11 protein-coding genes are annotated in these 12,037 nt (G+C 40.3%); 2 read left to right on the top strand and 9 right to left on the bottom strand.

Annotated features, from left to right (window positions below; genetic code table 11):
* Window positions 1–302: 302 nt before the first annotated feature.
* From ACKPEB_RS10020 to ACKPEB_RS10005, 4 genes are all read right to left on the bottom strand, one after another.
* A complete protein-coding gene (locus ACKPEB_RS10020; RefSeq protein ID WP_408964738.1) occupies window positions 303–1,250 on the bottom strand; it encodes a GDP-L-fucose synthase family protein in 948 nt (315 codons plus the stop codon).
* Between the two features lie 26 nt (window positions 1,251–1,276).
* Complete coding sequence (gene gmd / locus ACKPEB_RS10015; RefSeq protein WP_408964737.1) at window positions 1,277–2,305, bottom strand: GDP-mannose 4,6-dehydratase; 1,029 nt, start codon at window positions 2,303–2,305, stop codon at window positions 1,277–1,279.
* A gap of 42 nt (window positions 2,306–2,347) precedes the next feature.
* Complete coding sequence (locus ACKPEB_RS10010) at window positions 2,348–2,536, bottom strand: hypothetical protein (RefSeq protein WP_408964736.1); 189 nt, start codon at window positions 2,534–2,536, stop codon at window positions 2,348–2,350.
* 70 nt (window positions 2,537–2,606) lie between these two features.
* Window positions 2,607–2,792 (bottom strand): hypothetical protein, encoded by a 186-nt coding sequence (locus ACKPEB_RS10005; RefSeq protein WP_408964735.1) that lies wholly within the window; start codon window positions 2,790–2,792, stop codon window positions 2,607–2,609.
* 43 nt (window positions 2,793–2,835) lie between these two features.
* Between ACKPEB_RS10005 and alaS the strand changes: the two genes are divergently transcribed.
* Both alaS and petJ read left to right on the top strand, forming a co-directional pair.
* A complete protein-coding gene (gene alaS, locus ACKPEB_RS10000; protein ID WP_408964734.1) occupies window positions 2,836–5,466 on the top strand; it encodes an alanine--tRNA ligase in 2,631 nt (876 codons plus the stop codon).
* 385 nt (window positions 5,467–5,851) lie between these two features.
* Entirely contained in the window at window positions 5,852–6,193 is a 342-nt protein-coding gene (gene petJ, locus ACKPEB_RS09995) for a cytochrome c6 PetJ (protein ID WP_408964733.1), read from the top strand.
* Window positions 6,194–6,501: 308 nt separating this feature from the next.
* On the opposite strand, the gene ACKPEB_RS09990 is transcribed toward petJ, so the two are convergent.
* The 5 genes from ACKPEB_RS09990 to ccsB all read right to left on the bottom strand — a co-directional run bounded on the left by ACKPEB_RS09990 (window position 6,502) and on the right by ccsB (window position 12,028).
* Window positions 6,502–7,254, bottom strand: coding sequence for an ABC transporter ATP-binding protein (locus ACKPEB_RS09990; RefSeq protein ID WP_408964732.1), 753 nt, complete (start codon window positions 7,252–7,254; stop codon window positions 6,502–6,504).
* Between the two features lie 219 nt (window positions 7,255–7,473).
* Window positions 7,474–8,730: an FtsX-like permease family protein gene (locus ACKPEB_RS09985; RefSeq protein ID WP_408964731.1), complete on the bottom strand. Its 1,257-nt coding sequence runs from the start codon at window positions 8,728–8,730 to the stop codon at window positions 7,474–7,476.
* Window positions 8,731–8,869: 139 nt separating this feature from the next.
* Entirely contained in the window at window positions 8,870–9,853 is a 984-nt protein-coding gene (locus ACKPEB_RS09980) for a GNAT family N-acetyltransferase (RefSeq protein WP_408964730.1), read from the bottom strand.
* A 710-nt stretch (window positions 9,854–10,563) separates the two neighbouring features.
* Window positions 10,564–10,938: a KGK domain-containing protein gene (locus ACKPEB_RS09975; RefSeq protein WP_408964729.1), complete on the bottom strand. Its 375-nt coding sequence runs from the start codon at window positions 10,936–10,938 to the stop codon at window positions 10,564–10,566.
* Window positions 10,939–10,999: 61 nt separating this feature from the next.
* A complete protein-coding gene (ccsB, locus tag ACKPEB_RS09970; protein WP_408964728.1) occupies window positions 11,000–12,028 on the bottom strand; it encodes a c-type cytochrome biogenesis protein CcsB in 1,029 nt (342 codons plus the stop codon).
* Between the last annotated feature and the right edge of the window lie 9 nt (window positions 12,029–12,037).

The raw sequence follows: 12,037 nt of genomic DNA, 5'->3' as shown, positions 1-12,037 counted from the left end.
GGCTTTTGGTCATGCGTTAGTGGAATATTGGACACAAAAACTCACCATTGAACAAATGCAACAGCGATTTCAATTTTATAGCACTACTTGAAGAGGGAACAGGGAACAGGGAACAGGGAACAGTAAGAGGTGAATGAGTTTCAGGGTTTATAAATGTCCTCACTGTAATGTGTAGTGCTATAGATGAACTAGGGCTAATAGAAATTCGTTGGATTTTATCGTAGGGGTTTGGGAACAAAACCCTGTAGAGACCTTCCATAGAAAGTCTCTACGTGAGGTTTAGCTTTTCCCGGTTATACAAATCATGAATCAGCGTGTTGACGATACCAATCAATGGTATTTTTTAACCCTTCTTTAAAGCCAACTTCTGCCACAAATCCGAACTTTTCTTTAGCTCTGGTTGTATCTAAACAACGGCGCGGTTGACCATTAGGTTGATCAGTTTCCCAGACAATTTCTCCCTCAAATCCCATCAATTCACAAATCGTTTCTACTAAGTCTTTAATTTTAACTTCGTGATGGGTTCCTAAATTCACAGGATCAGGTTCATTGTACAATTGGGTTGCCATGACAATTCCCCGTGCAGCATCCGTTGAATATAAAAACTCACGGCTAGGACTGCCATCTCCCCAAACAGGAAGGGTTTGATCTCCTCGTTTTTGAGCTTCATAAACCTTGCGAATTAATGCTGGAATCACGTGGGAACTTTTCGGATCAAAATTATCTTCTGGGCCGTATAAATTCACGGGTAACAGATAGATCCCATTAAAACCATATTGTTGACGATAAGCTTGTAATTGCACCAATAATGCTTTTTTAGCGACCCCATAGGGCGCGTTCGTTTCTTCGGGATATCCGTCCCAAAGATCATCTTCTTTAAACGGAACAGGCGTAAACTTAGGATAGGCGCAAATTGTCCCCACACAAACAAACTTTTCGACCCCTGCACGATAGGCGCTATCAATTAATTGAGTACCCATCATTAAGTTATCGTAGAACAATTCAGCAGGTTTAACTAAATTTAAGCCAATACCGCCAACATGAGCCGCCAAATGAATCACAATATCTTGATTCTGAACAACTTTTTGGCAAGCCTCTAATGTACAAAGATTATAATCTTTAGAACGAGGGATCATAATCTGATTGAGATCAGCACCTGCTTGTTGCAATTGTGCGACCACTTGACGTCCTAAAAACCCTGCACCTCCTGTCACCAAAATCCGTTTATTTTTTAAGTCAAGAGAACTCATAAATTTAGCCTCTAATTGATCAATCACTACTCAAATTGATAGGTTGTTTCCTCAGTTTGCTCCAAGGCTTTGAGATCAGCATCTACCATTAATTTAACTAATTCTTCAAAGGTAACGCTGGGTTCCCATCCTAATTTTGCTTTGGCTTTAGCGGGATCACCGATTAAAATATCGACTTCCGCCGGACGCAAATAACGTTGATCAAATTTGACATAATTTTGCCAATCTAAATTGACATAACCAAAGGCAATATCTAAGAATTCTCGAATCGAATGGGTTTCATTGGTCGCAATCACATAATCATCCGCTTCCGAATGTTGAAGCATCATCCACATCGCCCGAACATAATCTTTTGCATAGCCCCAATCCCGTTTAGAATCGAGATTTCCTAGATAAATTTCCTTTTGTTTTCCTTTGACAATTCGAGCCACTGCACGGGTAATTTTGCGGGTAACAAAGGTAGGGCCACGACGGGGACTTTCATGGTTAAATAAAATCCCATTACAAGCAAATAAACCGTAGGATTCTCGATAGTTTACCGTTTGCCAATGACCATAAACTTTAGCACAGGCATAGGGACTGCGGGGATAAAACGGTGTCGTTTCTTTTTGGGGAATTTCTAACACTTTCCCGAACATTTCTGAAGATCCCGCTTGATAAAAACGAACTTCAATTCCGGTACGTTGCTGATAATCTCGAATTGCTTCTAATAACCGTAATACCCCCATCCCAACAGCATCAACCGTATATTCTGGGGAATCAAAACTCACCCGAACATGAGATTGAGCACCGAGATTATAAATTTCTACGGGTTGAACTTCTTCTAAAATTCGACGTAACGTTGTACCGTCTGTTAAATCTCCATAATGTAGAAATAACCGAGCCTCGACGTTATGAGGATCTTTATAAAGATGGTCGATGCGCTCGGTATTAAAGCTAGAGCATCGGCGGATAATTCCATGAACTTCATAGCCTTTTTCTAGTAACAATTCACTCAGGTATGAGCCATCTTGACCCGTAATTCCAGTAATTAAGGCTCTTTTCCGTTCCGTCATTTATTCTATTCCTTATGGTTTTGTAGGTTAGTATTCCCTTGTTTAATTGTACAGAACAATTATTGGGGAAAGTGTATCTTGTCTGCACCCCAGAACACTATCAGCAATTGAGTCATTGAATCTATCATTCTGACCTTGCAGACCCATCAGCCCTGGATCTGTATCCATCCCCAAATTAACCTGAACTTCGGTTTTATTCAAGGCGATTGCAATTTCTGTAGGATGTTGCAACGTTAATTCTACCTCTCGCTGATTCTAACAATCAGGGGGTCATCCTTATCTGGTTTTCCCACTTAGAAACTCACTGCATTCTCAGCAATGATTTCTGATGGGGTAAGCCGTTGGTTAAGAGAAACTGAGGTAACAGGGTCGGAAACCGTTCAACTCTGACCATTTGGCGAAATAAAATTCCTGTGACTTCACCCCCCATTGCAGACAAGCCAACAATTAAAATAGGAATCATCCGATGTAAAATTTGATCTTTCATTTTATGCTGAAAGGTTGGTCTGATTTTTTTTAAAGTGAGTGTTATGACTTTTTCTCCCAAATTCTCCACTGGTAGCGAAATTCGTGAAAAATTCCTCAATTTTTATGCCGAAAGAGGACATAAAATTTTGCCCAGTGCGTCTTTAGTTCCCGAAGACCCGACGGTTTTATTAACCATTGCGGGGATGCTACCCTTTAAACCGATATTTCTGGGACAGCGACAAGCCGAAGTTCCCCGCGCTACAACCTCCCAAAAATGTATCCGTACTAATGATATTGAAAATGTAGGCAGAACCGCTAGACACCACACATTTTTTGAAATGTTGGGTAATTTTAGCTTTGGAGATTATTTTAAAGAACAAGCGATCGCTTGGGGATGGGAAATTTCCACAAAAGTCTTTGAGTTACCTCCAGAACGTTTAGTTGTGAGTGTATTTGAGGAAGATGACGAAGCCTTTGCCATTTGGCGCGACCAAATTGGAGTTCCTCCCCAACGCATTAAACGCATGGGAGAAGCGGACAACTTCTGGAAATCTGGCCCTACTGGCCCCTGTGGCCCTTGTTCGGAAATTTATTATGATTTTCACCCCGAACGCGGCGAAGACAATATTGATTTAGAAGATGATACTCGGTTTATTGAGTTTTATAACTTAGTTTTTATGCAATATAACCGAGATAATGATGGCAATTTAACCCCCTTACAAAATAAAAATATTGACACAGGAATGGGGTTAGAACGCATGGCACAAATTTTGCAACAGGTTCCGAATAATTACGAAACGGATCTGATTTTTCCGATTATTAAAACGGCGGCGGAAATTGCCAAAATCGACTATCACAAATCCGATGATAAAACTAAAGTTTCCCTAAAAGTAATTGGAGATCATATTCGGGCGGTTGTACATTTAATTGCTGATGGTGTTACGGCTTCTAATATTGGGCGGGGTTATATTTTACGGCGCTTAATTCGGCGGGTCGTTCGTCATGGTCGGTTAATTGGAATTAACGGAGAATTTACAACCCTAGTCGCTGAAACTGCCATTCAATTATCAGAAACAGCTTATCCGAATGTTCGTCAACGGGAAACAGCAATTAAGGGGGAATTACAAAGAGAAGAAACCCGGTTTTTAGAAACCTTAGAACGGGGTGAAAAACTGTTAGCAGAAATCATTGATAAAGCTAAGGGTCAAATTTCCGGTCAAGATGCTTTTGTCTTATATGATACCTATGGTTTCCCCTTAGAATTAACCCAAGAAGTTGCTGAGGAAAATGGGTTAACCGTAGATATTCAAGGGTTTGAAACGGCAATGGAAGAACAACGCCGCCGTTCTCAAGAAGCCCATGAAACCATTGATTTAACCGTTCAAGGCAGTTTAGATCAACTCGCAGAACATATTCACTCAACGGAATTTTTAGGCTATACGTTGTTGGCTTCAGATGTTAAAGTTGAAGCGGTTTTAGTGAATGGAAAACCTGTTGAGGAAGCAGAAGCAGGAACAGAAATTCAAGTGATTTTGAATAAAACTCCTTTCTATGCCGAGTCTGGAGGACAAATTGGCGATCGCGGTTATTTAAGTTATGGAGATACCGTCATTCGGGTTTATGATGTTAAAAAAGAATCCAATATTTTCATCCATTTTGGACGAATTGAACGGGGAAAAATTACCCCTGGAATGACCTTAACTGCCCAAATTGATCGTGCCTGTCGTCGTCGTGCCCAAGCCAACCATACCGCAACCCATTTGTTACAATCGGCATTAAAATTAATCGTCGATCCTTCCATTTCTCAAGCAGGTTCTTTAGTGGATTTTGAACGGTTACGGTTTGATTTTAATTGTCCACGAGGGTTAACAACTGAAGAACTGCAACAAGTTGAAGATCAAGTCAATCGTTGGATCACCGAAGCTCATCCAGCCGTTATTGCGGAAATGGCATTAGAAGAAGCCAAAGCCAAAGGCGCTACCGCGATGTTTGGAGAAAAATATTCAGACGTGGTGCGGGTGGTTGATTATTCTGGAGTTTCGATGGAATTATGCGGCGGAACTCATGTTAGTAATACCGCAGAAATTGGGCTATTTAAGATTATTTCAGAAACGGGAATTGCATCAGGAATTCGACGCATTGAAGCCGTAGCCGGACAATCGGTTTTAGAGTATTTGCAAGTACGAGATACGGTGGTTAAAGATTTAGGCGATCGCTTTAAAGCCAAACCTGAAGAATTACCCGACCGAATTACCAATTTACAACAGGAGTTAAAAACAACTCAGAAACAATTAGAAGCCGTTAAAGCGGAATTAGCGATCGCAAAATCTGAACAATTATTAACAACGGCTGAAACCATTGGTGAGTTTAAATTAATTGTAGCAGAACTGAATGATGCGGATGCAGAATCCTTAAAAACCGCCGCAGAACGTCTCCAACAAAAGTTAGGAGAAAGTGCTGTTATCTTAGGTTCAGCAACAACCGATGGTAAGGTTAATTTTGTTGCCGCCTTCAGTAAAACTGTTAATAACAAAGGCTTACAAGCGGGTAAATTTATTGGCGGGATTGCCAAAATTTGCGGCGGTGGCGGTGGCGGTCGTCCGAATTTAGCGCAAGCGGGAGGACGGGATGCAACGAAGTTAAAAGAAGCCTTGAAGAGTGCAAAAATGCAGTTAGTTGATGGGTTGAAATAGTTAACTTATACCCCCTCTCCTAACAGGGGAGGGGCTTTTTATATTCTCAGATTTAGCATAGAATGAAGAACGATTAGCCCATATTTTACTGCATCCTGAATTAACAGCAATGGAGGTTGAAGTAGAAATCACCCTCCAAAACCCAGAACAAGTTAGGCGATCGCGCACTGATCATAGCGTTGAGTCTTTCTAGCAAGGCTTGTGGGTAAAAAAATTAAGTGCGTGACAGCTTATCCTCAATTCTGATTATTTACCCTAAATTTAACTTTTTGCTAAAAAAATGAATATAATGATATTGTCTAAATCCTCCTAGTTACCTAACATTAAAAAACCGTAGGGTGTGTAAGGGCAGCGCACGCACCATCCCAAAATCTAAGGATAAAAAATGCTGAACAAACTACTGACTATCTTATTTTTAACCCTAACCTTAATCCTAACTTCTTTCCATTCCACCGCATTCGCCACTAATCTCGATACCGGAGCCCAAATTTTTGAAGCGCAATGTGTGGGATGTCATGTCGGAGGCGGAAATATTGTCCGACGGGGAAAAACCCTCAAGAAAAAAGCGTTAGAACGTAATCATCTGAATACCTTAGAATCAATTTCAGCTTTAGTTACTAATGGTAAAAATAATATGTCTGCTTACAAAGATCGCTTAACAGATGCAGAAATTCAAGCGGTTTCTGCTTATGTTTTAGAACAGGCAGAAAAGAATTGGAACAAGTAAAAAAAACCGGGTTTATAACAGTTATAAATCCGGTTTTATTGATGGCATTTATTAAATATAATCACTTATTAATTAATAAAAGCAGATTCAGGAAGCCAGATTCCTAGTTCACCTTCTTTTATTTGAAAACACAGTCTTTTGTGTTCTAATTATGGAAAATGATCAATACCCCCTTAACAGATAATCTACTAAGGGGAAATTAAGTTAATATTAATGCTAATTTGCACCCAAGGCTTTTAAGTGATGGTCTTTTTGCTGAAGCCATTTAATTTTTTTTCTGCAAAAAGATCGGACATTGGCTCTACCTTCTAATTTTTAATTCGACCATCTTCTAACGTTAAAATATTATCCGCTACATCCACAATTCGGGGATCATGCGTCACCATTAATACCGTTGTATCACCTTGTTTAGCTAAGGTTTTTAACAAGTCAATTACACCCCGACCGCTACTAGAATCTAAAGCCGCTGTCGGTTCGTCCGCCATAATTAATGGAGGTTCTCCGGCTAACGCTCGCGCCACAGCAACCCGTTGTTTTTGACCTCCCGATAAATCCTGGGGTAACAAATGAATTTTATCTTGTAAACCCACTTGTTCTAAGCGTGTTTTCGCTTCTTCTCTCGCTGCTCTTTTGCTAATTCCTTTGAGATGCAAAGCTAATTCTACATTTTCTAAAGCGGTTAAAGCTGGAAATAAGTTAAATCCTTGGAAAATAAACCCAATATTATGTAACCGAAACTCGGCCAATTGAGTCCGCGATAATTTCGTAATTTCTTCACCTAATAAAAAAACTTGTCCCGCCGTTGGTGTCAACAATCCCGCAATAATAGACAATAATGTTGTTTTTCCCGATCCACTAGGCCCCATCAACAGTTGAATATCACCTTGTTCAACTTCTAAATTAATATTTTGCAGGACTTGAACCGTTTGTCGTCCTGATTGATAAGCCATTTCCACACGATAAGCTTGAATCCCAATTGGCTTAAATTTGGCATTGAGTGAATCGTAACCCCGATGAGGGGATAAAGTGGAATTTGCCTCGCTGACTTGAGTGCGTATCATCGTTCCAAATTAATAATGATGTGGGCTGCTAAGAAGAATTGACGGGTCTAATAAACTAATTACAAGGGAATAAGGTTAGTTTACTGAAGAAATCGGGTAATTCCAGAGAATGAGTGCTGAACATGAACTATTCTGAACCGTTTAGTTCTACTATTTTAAACTGAAATGCTGCTTATTGCCTGTGATCTCACTCAGTCCGTCAACAAAAACTTAATTTTATTAAGCTTTAAACACAATAGCTGGATCAACTTTAGTGACTTTCTGAATTGCAAAAAATGCCGATCCTGTACACATCGCAACGGTTAATCCAAAGACTCCTAAAGCGGATAAAGGAGTAATTAAAATCAAAATACCTTGAGTCGCACCCGCCCAGGATGCCACACCTAAACACAGAGCCATACCCGGAATATAACCTAAAACCGCCATCCAGAGAGCCTGTTCTAAAATAATTCCATAGATCACCCGGTCGGATGCTCCCATCGCCTTCAGGGTTCCAAATTCTTTTAAATGATCACTAACGGAGGAATAAAGAATTTGTCCGACAACCACCATCCCCACTAACACTCCCACCGCCGCTCCTAAACTCAGAACAAACCCAACTCCGGTGCGTTTTTGCCAAAAGGTTCGCATCACCATAGACATTTCTTCACGGGTCAAAACCTGAACATCATCGGGTAAAGCTTCCTCTAGTTTTTGCTTCAGTTGGGTCAAATCTTCACCCAGTTTTGCTTTGACTAAAACATAGTTGATCGGATCAGCTAAATTTAATGGTCTCGGCGGCGGTAAATTCGTTAATTTTTGATTGTTAGATGTTTGATCTTCATAACTTTGAGTACATTGTAAATCCTCATTTTCAACTTGACAAAGAGTTTGAGTTTTTACAGGACTATTCACATAAGCATTGGCATTTTTTAACGAGGTGAACACAAAACTATTACTAACAATAGATTGGGTTCCTTGCGTAATTCCCCCTAATTTGGCTTGTAATCCTCCCAGTTTTGCTTGATCACCCAAATTTTTGAGTTTGAGAGCATCTAATTTACTCTCATCAACCATAATTGTATAGGGTTGTTTTAAAGCATTGAGATCTCCTTGAACAATATTCCAAGGAGAAAATAATTCTCCTTCTGGATCGGAACCCACCACTGTAACCGCATGGATTTTATTATCTAGGGGATCTCGCCAACGAGCACTGCGAAAGATCAAAGGCTCCGCTTGTTCAACCCCAGCAACGCTCTCAGCTTGGGTGACTCGTTCTAAAGAAATTGGCATGGTTAACTCTAAATGAATCATATCTTTAGAGGCGATCCAAATATCCGCTTTTGAGTGATCAATTAACACCGAAGAAGACCGAATAAACCCTGTTAAAATCCCATTTTGAATCGTGACTAAACTGACAGCAAACATGATCCCAGCTTGAGCCACTAAAAAACGGGGAATATCCTCAAATAGATTTTTACGAGCAACAGAAGCCATAGTTAGAACAGAAGAGGAGTAGGAGATCCTTCGCTATGCTCAGGAGGGGGAGCAGGGGGAGAGGAGAAATAACAGATAGTTCTTCCCTAACACCTGACACCTGACACCTGACACCTAACACCCCTATTGTATACGGTCTTTAAGCAGTGGCTTGTTGAGGGAAAAGTTGGCTCAGAGGTTGACGGGATAGAGGTTTTACCCAGGAAAACCAGGGGGTTACGGGTTTAAAATTAACCGCTTGATAGAGCTTTGTTGCACCCGTTAAACTATCAGCATCAACGCTAAGTTTTGCAGTGGTTACACCTGCTTTTTGCAGTTGAGATAAACCTGCCAAAAGGATAGTTTTTCCTAATCCTAATTTCCGAAATCCCCGTCGAGTTCCTAACCAGTCAATCCAACCCATTTGATCAGAGTTTAAGTGACATCTACAAAAAGCCGCAAATGTTCCATTGGGTGCGATCACTACTAAGTCTAATTCAGCTTGATAGTCCGGTTGAATTTGCCAATATTCAGCTTGTTTTAAGGTTAATTCATGATGATCCCAATGGTCAACAAAGGATTCATTAAATAAATCTACCCAAGCTGAAAGGTCTTGTTTCCCCTGAACATGAGATAGTCTAAAACCTGATGGTAATTCGGGAACTAATACATCAGATTCTAAAGATTTTGCCATCGTAATAAATTTCCGATCTACTTTAAAGCCTCGGTGTTGAAGGAATTGATTTTGTTCTGTTTGGTGTTCTAAGGTATAGGTTCGCAGTTGGACAGGTTGGCGTTTTTGTTGTCCGATTTCTCGAATTCGTTTTTCACACCAACGCATCATTTCTTGTCCTAAATTACTGGCTCGGACGCTAGGATGAATATAGAATCCAACATATCCATCAATCCCGATTTTAGAAGGTTGGGGTTCAATTCCAACTAATCCTAAAAGTTGACTCTCTTCATTTGTCCAAAGACGAATATCTTTTTCGGGGTTAACATTTGGAGAAGACAAACTTAATTTTAATTCAGCTAAACTTTCATCTTCACTGAGATGATCAACGGTTTGACACGCTTGAAATAAATGAGCGATCGCAGACCAATCTTTTTGCCCTTCGTAGGGTTTAATTATTAACGAATTCATAACAAATTGTTCCGAAAATTCGGAAGGTTTTGACTTAATCTCAAACTGAAAAATTGAAAACAAAAAATTACGGTTGTTGTTCAATACAACCTTGAATGATTCTCCATTCAATATTGAGGAGGGAGAATATAAACCTAACTCTAATTCCAGCCGGAAACCTTTCAAAATAAAGGTTTTGCGACTTAAATCGGTATAGTTTTAGGGTTAAAAGTTAATAATGATGATAAAACTCTGCTTCCTGTGAAGCACACAGAAATATTCAGGTTTTATCCGATTAAACACTCATAAAAATGGGTTAAAAATTTAATTTTTGTTCTCTTACTGGACTGTTGCATCGGTTAAATGGATATTGCCAGTTCGACCACTGGCCCTTGGAAAGTCACCAAACCAGATCCAAGAGTCATGAGCATTCGATTAAAAAAGTTTTGTCCCGCTAAGTAAAGAAGAATTTCACCTCCAATGAGGTCTTATTTTTAATTCACCCTCAGACCTGACAACCGCAGGCTGGACGACTCCATTTGAGAGTGAGGATTGATTGCGGACGTTCCTACTCTAAGGATAGCGGATCACCCCAAGGGGTTGTCAAGGGTGAGGAGTTGAATTTTGCGGTTCATTAAGAAAAAAGCTCAAAATTCAAAAGACAAGAGATTGTATTTTGAACCTTGAACTCGAATCAAATTTGTTAAATTGTAGAGAGAGAATTTGAAAAATTAACTCCACATTCCCACACTTTTTGTCGGTCGATTCACAAACGGTGCAACTTCAGAATTAGAGTCCGATGAAGTAGAAGAAATTGTGGGAGGGGGAGTATATTCAGAAGTAGGAATACCGCGAGTCTCTTGAGAGTTTGTATCGAGATCATCGGGGCAAAATTCTAAGCGCATCCGAAACTTACCAGTTGTCCAAGATTGATTAGGGCGTAACAGTTGACACTCAATCCCTTCCTGAAATAAATTTTCCTCTTCTAACTTAGATTCCATAATGGACAAAAATTCACTCGCCTTAAACGTACATTGAAACATCAAGGCACTTTCACTGGTACTAATGACATCATCATCATTGAGAAGATAACTTAAATCGCTCATTTGTATGTCCTGTAAATTGTCTATTACCCCAGGGAATCCCCCGGAAAAGGAGTTAACTTATTTAGAAGAACCAGCCATAGGAATGTAAACCTTTTCCTAATAGATTAACTCCTAAATAGCATACCCAAACTACAACAAATCCTGTAGCTGCTAAAATTGCTGGTTTGCGTCCTTGCCAACCGCGAGTAATGCGGGCGTGTAAATAAGCCGCGAACACTAACCAAGTAATTAACGCCCAAGTTTCTTTCGGATCCCAACTCCAATAAGAACCCCAAGCTTCATTCGCCCAAACAGCCCCGGCAATAATCCCAATGGTTAAAAGCGGGAATCCTAAGCCAATAATTCGATAACTAATATTATCAATGGTTTCCACTAAGGTTAATCGTTGGGGGGAAAGGGGTGTAACCGATGGAAGAGGGTTCGCCACTTGAACCACTTCTAATACTGCTGTTGTCCCTTGACCATTGGTTGTGACGGTCTGGTTAGATTCTGTCAGAGTTTGCGAAGAATAACTCACTAAATCCGTAACAGTTTTTTGATGATTTCGAGAAATGCGGGTTCCCAGAGAACTGCCACTTAATTCTACTTCCTGTCCCCGTGTCAAAATTAAAAACGCAACAGCCAACAGGGAACCGACCATTAAGGTGGCATAACTCAACATCATGACGCTAACGTGCATCATTAACCAGTTGGATTTTAAAGCGGGAACGAGGGGTTCAGCCACGCGCATTTGGGGCGGTAATTTTAAGGCGGCAAAGGCGGCAATACTCATCGCCACTGGGGAAGTCACCACCCCTACTAAACGACTCCGACTCATATTTTCCGCAATCAGATGAATTGTTGTGAGCCCCCACGTTAGGAAAAATAGCGATTCATATAAATTACTAATGGGAAAATAACCTGCCTCAATCCATCTGGCTCCTAATAAGGCAGCAATACAGAGATTGGCGATCGCCATTCCTGCGGTTCCCAAAGCCCAGAGATAGGGAATATTGGGAAACGCAGCCCCCACCCAATATAACAATAGGGTGACAAACAAAATGGCAAAGGAAATATTATCTAATCCATTCTGGAGTATGACCAGATTCATGAACGGTTC

Source organism: Planktothrix sp. (assembly GCF_046067725.1).
In the GTDB taxonomy this organism is placed as follows: Bacteria; Cyanobacteriota; Cyanobacteriia; order Cyanobacteriales; family Microcoleaceae; genus Planktothrix.
This window is presented reverse-complemented; position numbering and strand designations above follow the sequence as displayed.